The organism is Streptomyces sp. NPDC005281, from assembly GCF_040607495.1.
In the GTDB taxonomy this organism is placed as follows: Bacteria; Actinomycetota; Actinomycetes; order Streptomycetales; family Streptomycetaceae; genus Streptomyces.
Genome location: NZ_JBEXGX010000002.1, coordinates 441,309 through 459,514, shown reverse-complemented (window position 1 = coordinate 459,514; position 18,206 = coordinate 441,309). Strand labels below are relative to the sequence as shown.

Annotated in this window: 17 protein-coding genes; 12 read left to right on the top strand and 5 right to left on the bottom strand. The window is 71.2% G+C overall.

What is annotated here, in order from left to right; translation table 11 throughout:
* The first annotated feature begins 29 nt into the window (after positions 1-29).
* Together ABZV42_RS04750 and ABZV42_RS04745 are read left to right on the top strand one after the other, a co-directional pair.
* The gene (locus ABZV42_RS04750; RefSeq protein ID WP_355987334.1) at positions 30-887 is read left to right on the top strand and encodes a DMT family transporter; all 858 of its coding nucleotides are present in this window, start codon (positions 30-32) and stop codon (positions 885-887) included.
* 102 nt (positions 888-989) lie between these two features.
* Positions 990-1,733: an HAD hydrolase-like protein gene (locus ABZV42_RS04745; protein ID WP_355987332.1), complete on the top strand. Its 744-nt coding sequence runs from the start codon at positions 990-992 to the stop codon at positions 1,731-1,733.
* A gap of 249 nt (positions 1,734-1,982) precedes the next feature.
* Here ABZV42_RS04745 and ABZV42_RS04740 read toward each other — a convergent pair whose 3' ends face one another.
* From ABZV42_RS04740 to ABZV42_RS04730, 3 genes are all read right to left on the bottom strand, one after another.
* Complete coding sequence (locus ABZV42_RS04740; RefSeq protein ID WP_355987329.1) at positions 1,983-4,397, bottom strand: SpoIIE family protein phosphatase; 2,415 nt, start codon at positions 4,395-4,397, stop codon at positions 1,983-1,985.
* Positions 4,398-4,499: 102 nt separating this feature from the next.
* Entirely contained in the window at positions 4,500-8,777 is a 4,278-nt protein-coding gene (locus ABZV42_RS04735) for a HAMP domain-containing protein (protein ID WP_355987327.1), read from the bottom strand.
* Between the two features lie 357 nt (positions 8,778-9,134).
* Complete coding sequence (locus ABZV42_RS04730) at positions 9,135-10,016, bottom strand: RNA polymerase sigma factor SigF (RefSeq protein ID WP_355990197.1); 882 nt, start codon at positions 10,014-10,016, stop codon at positions 9,135-9,137.
* 381 nt (positions 10,017-10,397) lie between these two features.
* Here ABZV42_RS04730 and ABZV42_RS04725 point away from each other — a divergent pair, with 381 nt between their 5' ends.
* On the top strand, positions 10,398-11,333 hold the full coding sequence (locus ABZV42_RS04725; RefSeq protein ID WP_355990195.1) for an anti-sigma factor RsbA family regulatory protein: 936 nt from the start codon (positions 10,398-10,400) through the stop codon (positions 11,331-11,333).
* Between the two features lie 138 nt (positions 11,334-11,471).
* On the opposite strand, the gene ABZV42_RS04720 is transcribed toward ABZV42_RS04725, so the two are convergent.
* Complete coding sequence (locus ABZV42_RS04720) at positions 11,472-12,041, bottom strand: DNA starvation/stationary phase protection protein (protein WP_355990192.1); 570 nt, start codon at positions 12,039-12,041, stop codon at positions 11,472-11,474.
* Positions 12,042-12,351: 310 nt separating this feature from the next.
* On the opposite strand from ABZV42_RS04720, the gene ABZV42_RS04715 reads away from it, so the two are divergent.
* Together ABZV42_RS04715 and ABZV42_RS04710 are read left to right on the top strand one after the other, a co-directional pair.
* Entirely contained in the window at positions 12,352-12,705 is a 354-nt protein-coding gene (locus ABZV42_RS04715) for a DUF5133 domain-containing protein (RefSeq protein WP_355990190.1), read from the top strand.
* Positions 12,706-12,928: 223 nt separating this feature from the next.
* Positions 12,929-13,372 (top strand): hypothetical protein, encoded by a 444-nt coding sequence (locus tag ABZV42_RS04710; protein ID WP_355990188.1) that lies wholly within the window; start codon positions 12,929-12,931, stop codon positions 13,370-13,372.
* Between the two features lie 71 nt (positions 13,373-13,443).
* Here the strand turns inward: ABZV42_RS04710 and ABZV42_RS04705 are convergent, their stop codons facing one another.
* Positions 13,444-14,025 (bottom strand): DUF4383 domain-containing protein, encoded by a 582-nt coding sequence (locus ABZV42_RS04705; protein WP_355990185.1) that lies wholly within the window; start codon positions 14,023-14,025, stop codon positions 13,444-13,446.
* A gap of 210 nt (positions 14,026-14,235) precedes the next feature.
* On the opposite strand from ABZV42_RS04705, the gene ABZV42_RS04700 reads away from it, so the two are divergent.
* The 7 genes from ABZV42_RS04700 (at position 14,236) to ABZV42_RS04670 (ending at position 18,097) form a co-directional block, all read left to right on the top strand.
* Complete coding sequence (locus ABZV42_RS04700) at positions 14,236-14,412, top strand: hypothetical protein (protein WP_355990182.1); 177 nt, start codon at positions 14,236-14,238, stop codon at positions 14,410-14,412.
* Positions 14,413-14,733: 321 nt separating this feature from the next.
* The gene (locus tag ABZV42_RS04695; RefSeq protein WP_355990179.1) at positions 14,734-15,105 is read left to right on the top strand and encodes an STAS domain-containing protein; all 372 of its coding nucleotides are present in this window, start codon (positions 14,734-14,736) and stop codon (positions 15,103-15,105) included.
* Positions 15,106-15,316: 211 nt separating this feature from the next.
* The gene (locus tag ABZV42_RS04690; protein ID WP_355990177.1) at positions 15,317-15,682 is read left to right on the top strand and encodes a PRC-barrel domain containing protein; all 366 of its coding nucleotides are present in this window, start codon (positions 15,317-15,319) and stop codon (positions 15,680-15,682) included.
* 100 nt (positions 15,683-15,782) lie between these two features.
* On the top strand, positions 15,783-16,154 hold the full coding sequence (locus ABZV42_RS04685) for an STAS domain-containing protein (protein WP_355990174.1): 372 nt from the start codon (positions 15,783-15,785) through the stop codon (positions 16,152-16,154).
* Positions 16,151-16,579 (top strand): ATP-binding protein, encoded by a 429-nt coding sequence (locus ABZV42_RS04680; RefSeq protein ID WP_355990171.1) that lies wholly within the window; start codon positions 16,151-16,153, stop codon positions 16,577-16,579. The genes ABZV42_RS04685 and ABZV42_RS04680 overlap by 4 nt, the downstream gene beginning before the upstream one ends.
* A gap of 234 nt (positions 16,580-16,813) precedes the next feature.
* Positions 16,814-17,737, top strand: coding sequence for a YihY/virulence factor BrkB family protein (locus ABZV42_RS04675; protein WP_355990168.1), 924 nt, complete (start codon positions 16,814-16,816; stop codon positions 17,735-17,737).
* 81 nt (positions 17,738-17,818) lie between these two features.
* A complete protein-coding gene (locus tag ABZV42_RS04670) occupies positions 17,819-18,097 on the top strand; it encodes a GlsB/YeaQ/YmgE family stress response membrane protein (protein ID WP_339127434.1) in 279 nt (92 codons plus the stop codon).
* Positions 18,098-18,206 lie beyond the last annotated feature (109 nt).

The following is an 18,206-nucleotide window of genomic DNA, read 5'->3' as shown; positions in this document are numbered from 1 at the left end:
GGACACCGGTCCCGGGGCATGGTGGAGGGGTGACAGGACTGGCCGTGCTGTTCGCCCTCCTCGGGGCCGCCAGCAACGCGATGGGCACGGCGTTCCAGCGCAAGGCGGCCTCCCGCCTCACCGAAGGCGGCGGACTGCGGCTCATCGTCCGGCTGGCCCGGCAGCCGCCCTGGCTGATCGGCATCGCCGGGGTGATCGGGGCGGCGCTCTTCCAGGCCCTCGCGCTGGCGAACGGACCACTGTCGCTGGTGCAGCCCCTGTTCATCCTGGAGCTGCCCCTCGCCCTGATGATCGCCGTCCCGCTGCTGCACCGCCGTCTGTCGCGGGCGGCGTGGCAGGCCGTCGCCGGGGTCGTGGCCGGTCTCGGTCTCGTCCTGCTGTCGGCCGCGCCCTCGGGAGCACGGTCCGACGCCTCCATGGAGCGCTGGATCCCGGCACTGATCCTGTGTCTGGGAACAGTGGCGGCCGCGGTCGCCGTGGCCCGCCCCGGCCGCCCGCCGCTCTTCCGCGCCGCCGTGCTGGGAACGGCGTCGGCCATCAGCAACGCGCTGACCGCGGCCCTCCTCAAATCGGCCGTGGGCACGCTCGAGGACGACGGCTTCTCGGCGTTCCTCGGCGCGTGGCAGACGTACGGATTCGCCCTGACCGGGATCACCGCCGTCCTGCTGCTGGAGAACGCCCTTCAGGCCGGCCCGCTGGCCGCCTCGCAGCCCGCGCTGACCATCGGCGACGCGACGCTCAGCCTGGTGCTCGGTGTCACGCTCTTCGGCGAGACCGTCCGCACGGGCTGGTGGCTGGTCCCCGAGCTGATCGGCGCCGGGATCGTCCTGTGGGGCGTCCTGCGGCTGACCCGCGTGGTTCCGCACCTCGCGGACATGGCCCATTGACCCCCGCCCGGCCCCGCCCGTCCGGGCCGGACCCGTCGGAGGACCGGTGGCGGAGCCGGAGCCGCGACGGTCGGCGGTGACTGGCCGACACTCGTTCGATTGGTGACTGCCGGGACTGGACAGACCAAGGTGGTGACGAGTCGGATCGAGAACGTTCGGGAACTGGTCGCGCGGACCCGGTATGTCGTGTTCCGCTTCGACGGCCCGATCTGCCGGCTGTTCTCCGGCCCCTCGGCGACGGCCGCGGCGCGGGCCCAGCTGGACCGGCTGACGGAACCGGCCCTGCGCGCGGTGCTCACCGAGGAGGAGCGCGGCCGTACGGATCCCTACCGCGCCCTGACGGAGGTGGTCGGTCGATGTCCCGGCAGCGAGGCCGTCGCCCGGCTCGACGAGTGGCTCACCCGGACCGAGCTGGACGCGGTGCGCACCGCGATGCCGACGGCGTACGCGGACCCGCTGATCCACACCTGGGCGGCCGTCGGGGCGAGGCTCGCCGTGGCGACCGGCACCTCGGCCCCGGCCGTCACCTCGTACCTGGACGCACGAGGTCTCACGCCCTGCTTCGCCCCGCACATATTCGGCCGGACTCCCGGCCCGGGAACGCTCACGCCCCGTCCGGCGGCGCTGGACCTGGCCCTGAGCGCCATGGGGGCCGATCCGGACGCCTCGCTGCTGATCGGCGGCACTCCCGCGGACCACGCGGCCGCTCACCGCCGGGGGGTCCGCTTCCTCGGATACGCCCGCCATCCCGACCGAGCGCGGGCGCTGGAGGAGGCCGGGATCCCCGCGCGGTGTGTCACGGACTCCCTGGAGCCGCTGCTGCGGGTCCTGCGGGAACGTTCCTGAGCCCGTCGCTCGGCCATACGAGGGGAAAACCCGCCGGAAACTCGTGTGCATGCTTCGCCGAGACCGGGGCACCAGCATTCTGGGACAGCTCGGGAAGCTACCCCCCTGGCTAAGCCCGAGCTGTACGGCCCCGCAGGCAGTCACTCCCCCCGGCTGCCCGCGGGGCCGCATCCGTTTCGGCCGACTCCACCCTTCGTACGGGCCCGCTCCACCCCTTCGTACAGGGCTGATCCACCCGTTCGTACGGGCCTACTCCACCCGGATGCCGACGATGCAGGTGTCGTCGTCGGTGTCGGACCTGCTGTACGTCAGGAGCCGGTCGAGCTGATGGTCCAGCGTCCCGGACGTCGTACGGGCCGCGTTGAGCAGCTGGCGCAGCGACACCTCCACCGAGCGGTCACGGCGTTCGATCAGACCGTCCGTGTACATCAGCAGCGTGTCGGAGACCTCCAGCTGCACCTCGTCCTCCTCGAACGTCGCCTCGGGGACGGCGCCGAGCAGGATGCCCTTGAGGAGCGGCAGCGGATTGGCGTCCTCGTCCCGGACCAGAACCGGCGGCAGATGTCCGGCCCTCGCCCAGCGAAGGACGCGGCTGCGCGGATCGTAGATCCCGCAGACCGCGGTGGCGGTGATCCCGCCCGTCAGATGGTGCGCCACGATGTTGAGCCAGGACAGCAGCTGCCCGGGCCCCGCACCCGTCACGGCGAGTCCGCGCAGCGCGTTGCGCAGCACCACCATGCTGGTCGCGGCCTCGATCCCGTGGCCGGCGACGTCGCCGACACACAGCAGGACCAGTCCCGAGGACAGCACGACGGCGTCGTACCAGTCACCGCCGACGAGCTGCTCGGTCTCCGCCGGCCGGTAGCGCACCGCCACGTCGAGGCCCGGGGCCCGCAACGGCGCATGGGCCGGCGGCATGATCGCGTGCTGGAGCTGGAGGGTCAGCCGGTTGCGCTCGTGCGCCTGCTGTTCGGTGTGCGCCAGCTGGTCGCGGGTCACGGCCAGCGCCACCTCGGTCCAGTGCTGCGCCGAGATGTCCTGATAGGCCCCGCGGACCACGAACAGCCGGTCGTCGGAGTCCAGCACCGGCTCGGCCACCACGCGGATGTGCCGGGTCACCCCGTCGGGGCGCTGCAACCGGAACGCGGCCGTGGCCGGCCGGCGATGGTGCAGGACGGTCCGCAGGAAGCGGCCGATGGTGACGGCGTCGTCGGGGTGGGCGTGGGCGGCCAGTTCCTCCAGCGGGACGGGAGCGCCCGAGGGGGAGCGGCCGTACAGATCGAGGAGCGTCTCGTTCCAGATGGTCTCGCCGGTCAGCAGGTTCTCCTCGAAACCGCCGATCCTGCCGAGCCGCTGGGCGTGCTGGAGCAGGCTCGCCAGCCGTGCCGTCTCGTCCTCTATGCGCCAGATGAGCAGCACACATCCACCGTGCCGGCTGACGCTGATGTCGGCCACGGCCGACAGCCGCACCTGGTCGACCAGTGCCGTCAGATCCATGCGCCGGGCCCGGAAGGCCTCTCCGGTGGCGTAGACGCGCTCGACGCACTGGAACAGGCCGCTGTCCCCTGCGGCCAGCGGGTAGGCCTCGAGCAGCAGCGCCCCTTGAACCGTGCCGCGCGGCCGGCCGGCCGGATCGAGGAAGCGCCCGTTCACATGGCGGATGCGGAAGTCGGTGAGCCGTCCCTTGTCGTCGAGCTGGGGCACCAGGACCAGGGCCGGATCGTGCAGCCCGTCCACCAGGTCGATCAGTTCGTAGACGTCGGCCGTGCCCCGCACGTCCTGGTGGTCGCCCGGCCGCGGGTGGGTCTCCAGCGTGTGCGAGCACAGTTCGGCCAGCGCCTCGACCTGACGGACCACCTGCGGTGGCTGAGGTCCGAGGGCGGAGGGCCAGGCGATCTCCAGGACACCGTGCAGCCGGCCCCCGGATCCCGCCGGTACCGCGACCCGTCCGCCGTCCGGATACTCCGCGTGCCCGATCGACGGCAGCCCGGTGTCCGCCAGCGAGCCGGCCCAGTGCGCCGTACGGTCGGACAGAGCACGGCGTGCCATCGTCGCCACGCCCGGCGGAACGTAACGCCAGCGCCGGGCCTCGGCCGCCGAGAACCCCGCGCTGCCCGCCAGCGAGAGCGAGCCGTCGGCGTCCGCCGCCCAGATGGCCACCGCGACCGCGCCGAGCGGGGTCAGCGCGTGCTGGAGCAGGGAGTCGGCCACCGCCTGGGTGTCGCCGGCCGCCAGCGCGCCGCTCTCGGCCGCGCGCAGCCGTACGGCGGGAGCGTCGTCCTTCGGCGGGTCCGCGGTGGTGGAGAGGAAGGCGCTGGTCACCTCCGAAAGCCGGTCGTGCGCCGCCTGGTTGATGATCTCGACCGCGAGCTGGAGCTGCGGCACCTTGGCCTGTTCGGCGAGTTCGGTGAGCTGGCGGGCGGCCTGCGCCGGTCCGCAGCCCAGCCGCTCGACCAGGATGCCCTTGGCCAGCTCGATGAGGGCCCGCCCGTCGGCTTCCGCCTGGGCGGCCCGCACCTCGCGGCGCAGCCGTTCGACGGTGGCGGCCAGCCGGCCGACCGTGGACGTCCGGGCCACGCCCGGGTGGTCGCCGGCCTGCCCGGCGTCCGTGACGCCGTCCGGGGAGTCGGGGACGTCCGGGCCGGTTGCCTCGGGACTGTTCATCGGGCGGCCACTCCTCGGCAAGGACCCTGGGGCGGGCGGGGGAGAGGCGGCGGCGGCGAGTGTCCCGCCGGACGGCCGCGGCGGAGGATACCGGGCGTCATGTCACTCCCCGAGCCAGCGTCGGACACACGCGATGAGGTCGTCGGTGTCGACCGGCTTGGTGACGTGGTCGCTGGCACCCGACAGCAGGCTCTTCTCCCGGTCACCGGGCATGGCCTTCGCCGTCACCGCGATGATCGGCAGGTCGGCGTACCGGGGCATCTTGCGGATCTCGGCGGTCGCGGTGTACCCGTCCATCTCGGGCATCATCACGTCCATCAGGATCAGCGAGACCTCGGGCCGGCCGAGCAGCGTCTCGATGCCCTTCCTGCCGTTCTCCGCGTGCAGCACCTGGAAGCCGTGCAGCTCCAGAATGCCGCTGAGGGCGAAGAGGTTACGGGCGTCGTCGTCGACGACGAGCACCGTACGGCCCTGGAAGGCGGCGTCGACCGGCCGCGCGGGCTGGTGCCTGGCCTCCTCGGCCCGGACGAGCGGCACCACGTCCCCCGGCTGCTCCGCGGACAGGTGCAGGGCGATCCGTTCGCGCAACTCGTCCAGGCTGGACAGGAATTCCAGCGACCGTGCGCCCGAGCGGGACTGGAGCGCCTGTTCCTGCGCGAGGTCGACACGGCTGCCGTTGTGGACGAGGACGGGTACGGTCGCCAGGGCCGAGTCCCCCTCGACCGCTTCGAGGAACCGGGCCGTCTCGCCTTCGGGCATGCCCAGTTCGAGCACGACGCAGTGCCAGGGTTCCGCGGCCAGGGCACTCGCCGCCTCCTGCGCCCCGACGACGGTGATGACGTCGACGCTGTCCCGCGCGTCACCCTCGTCACGGCTGCGCGCGACATCCCCGACCGCGCTCTCGGCCACCAGCGTCAGCAGCCCCCGCGGCCGCTCCTCTACGACCAGGAGCCGCCGTCGCCGTTGGCGGGGCAGGCCGGTCGAACCCGCGACGCTGTGCCGCGGTTCGGTCCGCGCCACCGTGCCCTCCTCCGGGTCCGGCTCGGACGCGTGGCCGCCGGCCAGCAGTTCCTCGAACTCGGGCCGTGCGACCGGAAGGAAGAGCGTGAACGTACTGCCCTGTCCGGGGGTGCTGTCGACGGTGACCGCCCCGCCGAGCAGGTGGGCGATCTCCCGGGTGATGGACAGACCGAGACCGGTGCCGCCGTACTTGCGGCTCGTGGTGCCGTCGGCCTGCTGGAAGGCGCCGAAGATCGTCTCCAGCTGCTGCTCGGGGATGCCGATGCCGGTGTCCTTGACCTGGAAGGCCGCGATCGTGCCGCCGCGCGGTACACCCGCGGGGATCTCGTGGTCGGCCGCCGGCTGGATACGCAGCTCGACCCGGCCCCGCTCGGTGAACTTGACCGCGTTCGACAGCAGGTTGCGCAGTACCTGGCGCAGCCGGGAGTCGTCGGTGAGCAGGTCGACCGGGGCCCCGGGAGCCGTGCTGACCGTGAACTCCAGGCTCTTCTGCGAGGTCATGGGGCGGAAGGTGGCCTCGACGTACTCGAGCAGCTGCCGCAGCGGGACCCGTTCGGGGCTCACGTCCATCTTGCCCGCCTCGACCTTCGAGAGGTCGAGGATGTCGTTGATGAGCTGGAGCAGATCGGAGCCAGCGGAGTGGATGATGCCGGCGTACTCGACCTGCTTCGGCGTGAGATTGCGCGAGGGGTTCTGCGCCAGCAACTGGGCCAGGATGAGCAGGCTGTTGAGCGGGGTCCGCAGCTCGTGGCTCATGTTGGCGAGGAACTCGGACTTGTACTTGGACGCCAGCGACAACTGCTGCGCCCGTGCCTCCAGTTCCTGCCGCGCCTGCTCGATCTGGAGGTTCTTCGCCTCGATGTCGCGGTTCTGGGTCGCGAGCAGCGAGGCTTTGTCCTCCAGCTCGGCGTTGGAGCGCTGGAGTTCGTCCTGCTGGACCTGCAACTCCTCGGAACGGGCCTGGAGTTCGGCGGTCAGCCGCTGCGACTCGCCCAGCAGCTCATCGGTGCGGGCGTTGGCCACGATGGTGCTGACATTGACGCCGATGGTCTCCATCAGCTGTTCCAGGAACGTCCGGTGGCCCTGCTTGAAGCGGGTGACCGAAGCGAGCTCGATGACGCCGAGCACCTGCTCCTCGACGACGATGGGCAGCACCACCAGGGCCGTCGGCGCGGTCTGTCCGAGACCCGAGGAGATGGTGACGTAGCCCGGCGGCACGTCGTCCACCGTGATCGCCCGGCGGCTGCGGGCGGCCTGCCCGACGAGCGAGCGGCCGAGGGGGATACGGGTGGGGCGCCCGTCCTCGTCGGGATATCCGTACGAGCCGACCAGCCTGAGCTCCGTGCCCTTCGCGGACTCCTCGGCGAGGTAGAAGGCGCCGTACTGCGCGGCGACCAGCGGGGTGAGCTCGTCCATGATGAGGTCGGCCACCACGTCCAGGTCGCGGTATCCCTGCATGAGACCGGAGATACGGGCCAGGTTCGTCTTGAGCCAGTCCTGCTCCTGGTTGGCGCGCGTGGTCTCCCGCAGCGACTCCACCATGGAGTTGATGTTGTCCTTCAGGTCGGCGACCTCGCCCGAGGCCTCCACGGTGATGGACCGGGTCAGGTCGCCCTCGGCCACGGCGCCGGTGACCTCGGCGATCGCGCGGACCTGACGCGTGAGGTTGCCGGCCAGTTCGTTCACGTTCTCGGTCAGCCGCTTCCAGGTGCCGGAGACACCCTCCACCTCGGCCTGGCCGCCGAGCCTGCCCTCACTGCCGACCTCCCGCGCGACGCGGGTGACCTCCGCGGCGAAGGCGGAGAGCTGGTCGACCATGGTGTTGATGGTCGTCTTGAGTTCGAGGATCTCGCCCCGGGCGTCGACGTCGATCTTCTTGGACAGGTCGCCCTTGGCCACCGCCGTCGTCACCAGGGCGATGTTGCGCACCTGTCCGGTGAGGTTGTTGGCCATCGAGTTGACGTTGTCGGTCAGGTCCTTCCAGGTGCCCGCCACATTGGGCACGTGGGCCTGGCCGCCGAGACGTCCCTCGGTGCCGACCTCGCGGGCGACGCGGGTGACCTCGTCGGCGAACGCGGACAGCGTGTCGACCATCGTGTTGATGACATCGGCCAGGGCCGCGACCTCGCCCTCCGCCTCCACGGTGATCTTCTGCGACAGGTCGCCGCGGGCCACGGCCGTCGCCACCTGCGCGATGGAGCGGACCTGGCCGGTCAGGTTCGACGCCATGACGTTGACGTTGTCGGTGAGGTCCTTCCAGGTGCCCGAGACGCCCCGCACGGTGGCCTGTCCGCCCAGGTTGCCCGCCGTGCCGACCTCGCGGGCGACGCGGGTGACCTCGTCGGCGAACGCCGAGAGCTGCTCGACCATCGTGTTGATGGTCTCCTTGAGTTCCAGGATCTCGCCCCGCGCGTCCACGGTGATCTTCTGCGACAGGTCGCCCTTGGCCACCGCGGTGGCCACCTGGGCGATGGAGCGGACCTGGGCGGTGAGGTTGCCCGCCATGAAGTTCACCGAGTCGGTGAGGTCGCGCCAGGTGCCCTTGACGCCCTTGACGTCGGCCTGTCCGCCGAGACGGCCGTCGGTGCCGACCTCGCGGGCGACGCGGGTGACCTCGTCGGCGAAGGCGGAGAGCTGGTCGACCATCGTGTTGATGGTGTTCTTCAGCTCCAGGATCTCGCCACGCGCGTCCACGGTGATCTTCTGGGAGAGATCTCCCTGGGCCACCGCCGTGGTCACCTGGGCCACGTTACGGACCTGGGCGGTGAGGTTGCCGGCCATGAAGTTCACCGAGTCGGTGAGGTCGCGCCAGACGCCGCCGACCCCGGGAACCTGGGCCTGTCCGCCGAGGCGTCCGTCGGTGCCGACCTCGCGGGCGACGCGGGTGACCTCGTCGGCGAACGCGGAGAGCTGGTCGACCATCGTGTTGACGGTCTCCTTCAGCTGGAGGATCTCACCGCGCGCGGGCACGTCGATCTTCTGCGAGAGATCACCCTTGGCGACCGCGGTGGCCACCTGCGCGATGTCGCGGACCTGGGTGGTGAGATTTCCCGCCATGGCGTTGACCGAGTCGGTGAGGTCGGCCCAGGTGCCCGAAACGCCCGGTACCTCCGCCTGACCGCCGAGCGTTCCCTCCGTGCCCACCTCGCGGGCCACCCGGGTCACTTCCGAGGTGAACACCGACAACTGGTCGACCATGCCGTTGAAGACGGTGGCGATGTCACCCAGGAGGCCACCGGCCTCGTCGGGGAGCCGGGTGCCGAAGTCGCCGTCGCGCACGGCGGTGAGTCCGGCCAGCAGTTGCCGCAACTCCTGCTCACCCGGCGTCCGTACGGACGTCCCGCTCGCTGCCCTGGTCATGGCCACCCTCGTTCCGCTCCCCTGGAGTCCCGTGACACGGAACTCGGAACCGCGCCGGGCCCACGGACGGTCCCCCGTCTGCCCGTGGGATTCCCGCAGATCACGGGACGTCCCGTTAAGAAAATACGCCGCAGGCTAACCCAGACGACCGGGACGGAACAAAGCGCGGGAGGGAATTCTTCAGGGGCCCGAAAATGTCGCCGGTGGCAGGAATAACTTGGAGTGAAGTGGATACACAGGACCCTCTCGGTCCGGATCGCCGGGACCTCGTACACGAAAATCCCGTCGGCCCGCCCCCGGACCGGAGTCCGGGGCGGGCCGACGGGATCGGCGTACGGGCGGTGACGTGCGGGAGTGTCAGGCGACCGCGGGGTCGAGGAGCCCGGTGCGCAGCCGCTTGATGATGCGGGTGATCAGCCGGGAGACGTGCATCTGCGAGATGCCGAGCTCCTCACCGATCTGCGCCTGGGTGCGCTCCTCGACGAAGCGCAGGTGAATGATCCGGCGCTGACGCTCGTCGAGCTGGGCGATCAGCGGTGCCAGGGAGTTGAAGTCCTCGACCAGTTCCAGCGAGGGGTCCTCCGCACCGATGAAGTCCGCGAGGACCGCCTCGCCGTCCGCGCCGCCGTCGGCCGTGAGGGCGGCGTCGAGGGACGAGGAGTTGTAGCCGTTCGACGCCTTGCGGGCCTCGATGACCTCTTCCTCGGACAGGGACATCAGCTCGGACAGCTCACGGGTCGTGGGCGTACGGCCGAGGCGGGTGCGCAGTTCCTCGGTCGCCTTGGCGAGCTCGACGCGCGCTTCCTGCAACCGGCGGGGCACATGGACGGCCCAGCTCGTGTCGCGGAAGAACCGCTTGATCTCACCGACGATGTAAGGGACCGCGAAGGAGGTGAACTCGACCTCGCGGGACAGCTCGAAACGGTCGATGGCCTTGATGAGCCCGATCGTGCCGACCTGGACGATGTCCTCCATCTCGCCCTGGCTGCGGCTGCGGAAGCGGGCGGCGGCGTAGCGGACGAGGGAGAGGTTCATCTCGATCAGGGTGTTGCGCGCGTACTGGTGTTCAGGGGTGCCCTCCTCCAGAACGGAGAGCCGGTCGAAGAACTGGCGGGACAGCTCCCGCGCGTCCCTCGGACTGACCTTCAGCGGCTCGTCGATCTGCGGAAGGGTGCCCTCCACGGTCGTCGCTGCCCGGTGCGCCGTGTCCGTTGCCCTCACTGCCGTCACGGCTGCCATGCCGTCCACCCCACATCGTCCACAGGAAATTGATGACAGGGGCCGTCTGCCCCGCATCACACCGCTCATGCCACCCGGTTTCCGAAATTCCGCGGGACGCGAACGCCTCGCCTCCCCTGACCGGCGGGCAAGGTTGCTTCCCGCCGCGGACGCCGTTCGGATGCGGGATGGAGGCGTTCATTCGGGGACCGGGCGCGGTCGCGGGGCGCCGGCACGGCCGGGTGCCTGCCGCGCTGTCGGAGCGGCGACGTAAAATGGCCCACGGGGTGAGTCCGTGGGTATCGAGCGGAGAGTCGGCCGGGCGCAGTCGCGCTCGCCTCTGGCGTACCCCGGCGCGGCATCGCTCCGCGGTCACCGGCCCCGAGCCGTGGTGGTCGTGCCATGACGACGGCGGCACTCCACGGCGAACCGTTCGTCCATCCGGCGTTCATCTACCGCGACGACCGTGAGTACGTGGAAGAGACGACACGCTTCGTCTCCGACGGCGTAGCCGCGGGGGAGCCGGTGGCGGTGGCCGTTCCCCGCCCGCGCCTCGAACTCGTCCGCGACGCGCTCGGACCGCTCGGCGCCGGCGTCCGCTGGATCGACATGGCGCGGGCCGGCCGGAACCCGGGCCGGATCATCCCCTCGGTCCTGCGGGCGTTCACCGACGCCCATCGAGGCGTCCGCGTACGTATCATCGGCGAGCCCATCTGGCCGGGTCGCACGGCGGAGGAGTACCCGGCCTGCGTCCAGCACGAAGCCTTGATCAACCGGGCGTTCGCGGGACGGGAAGTAACGATCCTCTGCCCGTACGACGCGCTCGCCCTCTCCCCGGACGTGATCGCCGACGCCCACGCCACGCACCCCGTGGTGATCGGCGCCGGGAGGCAGTGCGCGGGCCCGTCCTACGACCCGGACGGTGTGCTGGCCCGCTTCAATCAGGTGCTGCGCCATCCGCCGGGAGCCGCGACTGTCCGCTTCGACGCCGAACTCCTGCCCGTCGCCCGTGACTTCGCCCTGACCGAGGCCCGGAGCCGGGGGATGTCAGGGGCCCGGCTGGAGGACCTGAACCTCGTCGTGGCGGAACTGACGACCAACAGCGTGGTGCACGGGGGCGGTTCGGGGACCCTGCGGATCTGGGCCGAGAGCGAGCGGATCGTGTGCGAGGCACAGGACCAGGGACGGCTGAGCGACCCACTGGCGGGCCGGCATCCCGTACGTCCCGATCAGATCGGCGGACGGGGCCTGTTCCTCGTGCACTACCTCTCGGACCTCGTACGTGTGCACAGCGACGAGTCCGGAACGACCGTGCGCAGCTACCTCGCCCGGGGGTGACACGGGGCCCGGCGGTCGCGTCGGCGGGGCCCGGACCTCCGCTCCCGGTCCGGGCCCCGCACCGTCGTGTACCGCCGTCGTGCCCCACAGGCGCGTGCCGGCTTCCCGCGTCCGCTGCCTGATCGGGACGGACAGGTCCTAACGCGCGGCGTCCTGCCGGGCCGATCGCGCGGCCTCGTTCTCCGTGCGCGCCCCGACCTGCGACAGGGACCCGCCCGAACTCTCCAGGTGCGCCCGGACGAACCACTGGAAATGTTCGAGCGCGCGAAGCTGTTCGATGAGGAGGTCCTCGGTCACCGGATCGATCTTGCCGACCTCGGCGACGGCCGAGCGGTGTTCCTCCACGATCCCGGTGAAGACGAGGTCGAGGGCACCGAGGTGGGCGATGGCGTCGGCGCGGCCGACGCTGTAGTCGTCCCAGGTCCGTTCGGCGACGAGCGCCCCCGGTGTGCCGTGCGGAACCCCGCCGAGCGCGGAGATCCTTTCGGCGGTGTCGTCCGCCATCTCTCGCACGCGGTCCACCTGCGGGTCGAGCATTTCGTGCACGGCGATGAAATGCGGGCCCACCACGTTCCAGTGGATGTGTTTCAGCGTGAGCGACAGGTCGTTGAGCGCGTGCAGTCGCATGCTCAGCACCTCGATGATCCGGCCGCCGTCGTGCGTGCTGATGCCGGGGACCGTGTAATTCGGTTTCGTGGAAGTCGCCATGTTCCTTTCCTTCACACAGATTTCTCGTGCGGGTTCTCGGGCGCGGGCAGCCGCGATGCGACCACCGGCGCAACCGGCGGCCGCGCCCGCCGCCGGACCGGCCCGGACAGGCCGTGAATCCCCAAGTGCCCTATTTCCCTTACGTCACACCTTTCGCGGTACGCCGGTCCGCACCGCGCACACCTTGAAGGGGGCGGGATTTCGTCATCGAGGCCACGTTGGGCCAAATAGGTTGTCTGGGGCGGTTGTTGCGAATGAACCGCCGCGAACCCGGGCACACGGACGAAAACTCGAGAGAGGAGCCCTCGCCGTGCTCGTGCCCGACCCGAAGGTTGTCCGTAGGCTGCTGACGCGTTACGCGGCCCTGAAGATCGCGTACGCCGAGAAGGAGACCCCGGAGACGGCCCGCGGCCTGGAGGACGTCACGTACACACTCTGTGTGATGACGGGGACGACCCGCGTGCGTGAGGCCGTCGCCGCCGCCGACGCCCTGCTCGTGGCCGGGGAGGAGCGGCGGGGCGCGCGGCAGGCCGCACTGCTGGGGAGCGGGATGTCCCCGGCGGTCTCGCCGAAGGCGGCCGCGGCCGCCCCGCCCCTCGCGCAGCCGCACGAGGTCCTGACTCTGCACAGTCGGGGCGTCGGTATGTCCGGTCCGCTCCACTGACCGCGGTGAGCGTACGCGCGGGGGCGCCGCCCGGTCGGGTGGCGCTGCGCGCGTACGGCGAGGGAAGCCGCGTACGGCGAGGGAAGCCGTCCCGAGGGCGGCGGCGCCCGGGCGGCGAGGGCCCGACGACAGCCGGTTCCTGTCCTTCGAACGGCTGAACTACCTGGTCGGCTCTCGCTCGTTCTCCTGCTGTGAGCATCGTCGAGGCGGAGATGAGGAATCGATGAGCCGACACAGCAAAGGCCGCAGGCACCGCAAGGTGAACATGACGCCCCGTCCGGTCGGACCGAGGAGATCGCCGCGTGAGGTGCGGGAGCAGGTGCGGGCGGCCGGCCCGCAGGCGGCGAAGGCAGGTCCTCCCATTCCCGGGCAGGACAAGAACGGGGAGCGGGCCGAGGCCGTGTCCAGGACGGTGAGCGAGAGCGGACTGAGCCGTCACGCCGTGCGTACGTGGGAGCGGCTGGCGGAAGCGGGCGCCGGGGGAGTGGAGGTCGCAGAACTCACCGCGGCCGTGGGCTTCCGCCGCTCCACCGTGCTCGGGCATCTGAAGGGCCTGGCCGGACTGGGGCTGGCCGAGGACCACGAGAGCGTGTGGCGGGCGACCGGGCCGGTGGAGGCCGCGGTCGCCTGTGAGCGTGTGGAGGTCTCGGCCGGGACCGTTTCCTAGGGCGGTGGTCCGTGGCGGCGCTTGCCCGGCGACCCGGGTCGAGCGCCGCCCGCGGGTCCGGGGCGGACCGTTCAACCGCCCCGGTGCGGGCCGGGTCCTTCTGCCGGGCCGCGTGCGACGGTCGCCCTCGTACCGGCCGTGAGCGCGCCTCCCGGTGTCCGCCGGCCGTTGTGGGCCAGGGATTCCCGGGCGGCCTCGTGCGGGTGGCGGTGCTGCCAGTACGGATTGTCGTGGGACAGCTTGCTCGACACGCGCCCGTACATGCCGAACGTCAGGATCACCAGCCCCATGACGAAGCTGAAGACGACGTTCGTCATCCCGAAGCCGAGGATGTTGGCGGGCCGGTCGAGGATGAAGATGTGGACGAATCCGCTGAGCAGGAACAGCGTTCCCACCGCCATGTTGAGCGTGGAGGCGATGTTCCCGCCGATGGCGGCTCCGGCGATCAGGAGCAGGCCGACGGTCACCGAGACCAGGCTGAGGGCGCCGTTGGTCGACATCCCCGCGACGCTCCCGTTCGTGTCGAACGGGCTGAGTTCGTCGGCGAAGCCGAGACTGCCGAAGACGAGCAGGACCACCCCGCAGAAGGCGGCCCCCCAGCGGTACACGGCGGCCAGGTGGTGGTCGAGGGGGAGTTCGTCCTGGAGCTTCATCGCCCGTCCTTTCGCCCATCGGGAGGGGCGCTGCCACGGCGCGCCCTTTCCTGTACTTTCGCCCCCTCTTCTGTGGAAGGCCGCCCCGTGGTTGCACTCTTCGGCCGGGCGGCGGAACGGCGGATTCGTCACGCGACGTAGTGTCGGGTGGCTTTCTCGGGGCATCCGGACTCCATCGCTCGACCACCTGATCTTCACGAAGGAGTCCCCATGCTCGGCATCGCCGCCGCCGTACTGCTGTTCATCGCGTTCCTGATCAACGCCGGTGAGGTCTCGACCAATCACGTCTTCTCGTCCACCAATGTCATGCTCATAGGGCTCGCGCTCCTCGCTCTTCACCTCTCGGGCGTCGGCGGGGGCTGGACGACGCGCAGCCGCCGCCGCTGACGGGCGTGGGCGTCCCGCCCGGGATGTACGCGGCGGGTGCCGCGAACGCGGAGGGCGCGGCGGCACCACGCCGGCCGGAACAGTCGCATTCGTGTGACCTCGCCGGGGTGACTTGCCGCGGCCCGGTCCGCGCCCGGGCGCCCCGTCGCTCGGTCCGGCCCGTGACCATCCGTGGTCGGCGGTCCACCAGGCAGACGAGCGCCGTGCCGTGGCCGTCGTCCCCGGCGCGCTGGAGTCGTCGGCCGACGCCGAGACCGTCGCGCGGGAGGCCCTCCGAGAACGAACGCCGCTCACCACGATCCCCGGTCCCGGAAAGCCCGTATGACGACATCACATCCCCCCGCCTTCACCCTGACCGTCGACGTCGAGCCCACCGCGCTCGTGATCCACGTCGCCGGCGATCTCGACCACGAGACGTGCGACGAGCTGATGAGGGCCGTCGACCAGAACTTCGACCGGTTCCGAGGCTTCCTCGAGCTGCGTGTGGACTTCGCGGCTCTCGGCAGCATCGACTCCATGGGCCTGTCCACCCTGCTGATGATCAGGCGCCGTACCGACGCCGCGGGTGTGCGCCTGCGTCTCGATCGGCGGCCCCGCGGCCTGGACCGGCTGCTGGAGATCACGGGAACGCTGGAGCACCTCACCGCGCCGCGCGACGCGTCCGGCGGGGCGCGGAGCCCCGGGGCCGGCTGACGTCGTACGCCCCGCTCGCGCGCTCGGGTGTACGGAGCCGCGCTCGCGGGTCCCTCGCCGGATTTCGCCGAATGCGCACCGGACAGCGGGGTATTGGCAGCCCTGTGGGACGACGCGGAACCGGATTCCGGTCGTCGGGCCCCGGCGCCTGCCGCGTCCCGCCGAGGGCGGGCCGTCGCCGGGGACACCGAGCGAGTTGACGGAGGAACACATGACGATCGACACCATCTGGTCGTACGCGCCGGAGTTCGACCACCCCGAGGCGAACGAACTGGCCGGCTACAGCGTCGAGGCGACCGACGGGACCATCGGGCATGTCGACCGTCAGGCCGACGACTCGGGGATGCGGCACCTCGTCGTCGACACGGGAGTCTGGGTGTTCGGAAAGAGTGTGCTGGTTCCCGTGGGTGTCGTCGCCGGCATCGACACGGAGTCCCAGAAGATCACGGTCGCGTGCACCCGCGAGGAGATCAAGTCGGCGCCCGTGTTCAGAACCGACCGCGAGACCTCGGACCCCGCGTACCTGTCCAGCGTCGGGATCTACTATCGAAACCTTGCACCGGGGCGGCTCGCATGAGCCGTCGTCAGGTGACCTGTGGCGGAGTGCGCGCGGTGACCGGCCGCCGTACCCCGCGGACCCGGCTCCGTCGCGGGAGCGTACGAGAAAGAGTGTGCACATGTCCGACGGGCCGGAGGCCACCGTGACCCACGGGACGGTCGGGGACGCGTTCGTCGTGCGCGTGGGCGGCGACATCGACCACGAGAGCGCCTTCCGGCTGGAGGAGGCACTGAGCCTGTCGCACCGGGCGGCCCCGGAACGCACGGTGGTCGACCTGTCGGGGACCGGCTTCGCCGACTCGTCGATCCTGCACGTCCTGCTCGAAGCACAGCGCGCACACCGGGCCCGCGGCACTCTCATGGTGGTCTGCGGGCCCTTCGGCGACACCGTCCGGAGGCTTTTCGACGTGACAGGGACCGAGGGCTTCTTCGTCCTCGCGGACAGCGTCGGGGCGGCGCTGGAACTCCCGGACCCGGCGACCGGGCGATGACGCCGGCCGACCGCACACCCGTGGCGGGCCCGGATCCGGGAGCGGGCGGCGCGATCACCAGCGCCGCGGCCGCACGCGACCACGTCCGGATGGTGGTGCGCGAGCACTTCGGTGCCGGCAGGCCGGACCCGGACGCGGTCATCGACCTCCTGCTGGTGGTCTCGGAACTGGTCACCAACGCGATCCGGCACGGCGACGGACTCGCCGGGTTCGACGCGACGCCGGCCGACGGGGGCGTACGCCTCGCCGTGCGCGACAACAGCGACACCGTCCCCGCCCAGGCCTACGGCACCGGTGACATACCCCGGACGCACCGGACGAACGGGTACGGCTGGCCCTTGATCATCCGGCTCTCCGGCGCCGTCACCGTCGAACCGCGCCCCGAGGGCGGCAAGACGGTCCACGTGTTCGTCCCGCTGACCTGAACCGGGCTCACGCGACACCTCCCGGGTGAGCAGGCGTAGGGGCGGTCGCGCGTGGAAGAAGAGCCTCGACCGACCCCGCCGGACCTGGGGCCGGGAACGCCGGCCGGACCGGCGCGGAGAGGTGAGGCATGAACAGACGAATCGTCGCGAGGTTCCCGCGAGCACGAGGCATCGCCGCCCCGTGCCGGAGCCCCGGCCCTGAACGCGACGGCGGCAGCCACGGACGGACCACCCATGTCCGCTGAGTCCCGGCCGAACGGCGTCATCGACACGGTCCGCCCGGCGCGGCCACGCCGGTACGGGCCACGGCTGCCCGCCTTCTGGTGGCCGGCGCTGCGCCGCACCCCCGTCTCGATGTGGAACGACGACGTGTCCGACTGGGCGGCCGCGCTGACGTACTACGCGATCCTGGCCGTCCTGCCGGCCCTGCTGGTCATGGTCATCGCCTTCGGCCTGATCGGACCCGACACCGCCGAGCAGTTCATCGCGCACGTCACGGCGTACGCGCCGGCACAGGCGGGGACGGAACTGCACCAGGCGCTCGGAGAGATGCTGCGCAGACGCTCCGCCGCCTGGACGCTGCTGGTCACCGGAGCGGCGAGCGCGCTGTGGTCCGCGTCGAGCTACCTCGCGGTGTTCCGCCGGGCCCTGCACCGCATGCACGGCGTGGCGGACCACCGCTCGGCCTGGCGCACCGCGCACCGGCTGGTGCTGACCGCGCTGGCCCTTCTCGGGCTGCTCGTCGTCAGCGCGCTCGTCCTGCTGCTGACCGGCCCCGTGGCGGAGGCCGCCGGCCGTGTCCTCGGCGTGGACGGCCAGGTGGCCCTGGCCTGGAACCTGCTCCGCTGGCCCCTGTTGATGTGTCTGGTGGCCCTGCTGGTCCTCGTCGTGTTCCACACGGGACCGCAGGCCGCCCGCCGTCGTCGGCACAGCCTGCCCGGCGGAATCCTGGCCGCCTTCCTCTGGCTGGCCGTCTCCGCCGGGTTCGCCCTGTACGCCTCCGTCCTCGGCGCCTACAGCAGGCTCTACGGCTCCCTCGCGGGCCTCGTCGTGTTCCTCGTGTGGCTGTGGCTCTCCAACCTCGCTCTGCTGGCCGGGGCCCAGTTCACGGCGGAACTCAACAGGGCCGCGGCGGCGGCGGATCGGACTCCGGTCTGAGGTTCCCAGGTTTGTTCCGGCCGGGACGGCGCACACGGACTGAGGAAGTCACATCCTGTAGGGACGGACGACGGAGGAACTGTGGGCATCATCGCTTGGATTCTGATCGGGTTGCTTGCCGGTGCCATCGCCAAGCTGCTCCTGCCGGGCAAGGACCCGGGCGGGATCATCATCACCATGCTGATCGGCGTCGCGGGCGGTCTGCTCGGCGGCTGGCTGGGCAAGGTCATCTTCGGTGTCGACTCGATCGACGGGTTCTTCGACCTGTCGACCTGGATCGCCGCCATCGCGGGATCGCTGATACTCCTGATTCTGTACCGGGTGCTGACGGGCAACAGCAGGTCGCACCGCCACGCGTGAAGGGGCCCCGGCCTCTTCGGCGCGTCCTGACTCACGGCCTGGGGCCGGCACCGGAGTGACCGGTCGCCGGCCCCGGGCCGTTCGTCATGGATCGGCGCAAGTCCCTCCG

Coding starts and splice junctions, on each gene's coding strand:
- ABZV42_RS04740 (WP_355987329.1), bottom strand. CDS start 4,397: ATGAACAGTCCCGAGGCAACCGGCCCGGACGTCCCCGACTCCCCGGAC.
- ABZV42_RS04735 (WP_355987327.1), bottom strand. CDS start 8,777: ATGACCAGGGCAGCGAGCGGGACGTCCGTACGGACGCCGGGTGAGCAG.
- ABZV42_RS04730 (WP_355990197.1), bottom strand. CDS start 10,016: ATGGCAGCCGTGACGGCAGTGAGGGCAACGGACACGGCGCACCGGGCA.
- ABZV42_RS04725 (WP_355990195.1), top strand. CDS start 10,398: ATGACGACGGCGGCACTCCACGGCGAACCGTTCGTCCATCCGGCGTTC.
- ABZV42_RS04720 (WP_355990192.1), bottom strand. CDS start 12,041: ATGGCGACTTCCACGAAACCGAATTACACGGTCCCCGGCATCAGCACG.
- ABZV42_RS04710 (WP_355990188.1), top strand. CDS start 12,929: ATGAGCCGACACAGCAAAGGCCGCAGGCACCGCAAGGTGAACATGACG.
- ABZV42_RS04705 (WP_355990185.1), bottom strand. CDS start 14,025: ATGAAGCTCCAGGACGAACTCCCCCTCGACCACCACCTGGCCGCCGTG.
- ABZV42_RS04700 (WP_355990182.1), top strand. CDS start 14,236: ATGCTCGGCATCGCCGCCGCCGTACTGCTGTTCATCGCGTTCCTGATC.
- ABZV42_RS04695 (WP_355990179.1), top strand. CDS start 14,734: ATGACGACATCACATCCCCCCGCCTTCACCCTGACCGTCGACGTCGAG.
- ABZV42_RS04690 (WP_355990177.1), top strand. CDS start 15,317: ATGACGATCGACACCATCTGGTCGTACGCGCCGGAGTTCGACCACCCC.
- ABZV42_RS04685 (WP_355990174.1), top strand. CDS start 15,783: ATGTCCGACGGGCCGGAGGCCACCGTGACCCACGGGACGGTCGGGGAC.
- ABZV42_RS04680 (WP_355990171.1), top strand. CDS start 16,151: ATGACGCCGGCCGACCGCACACCCGTGGCGGGCCCGGATCCGGGAGCG.
- ABZV42_RS04675 (WP_355990168.1), top strand. CDS start 16,814: ATGTCCGCTGAGTCCCGGCCGAACGGCGTCATCGACACGGTCCGCCCG.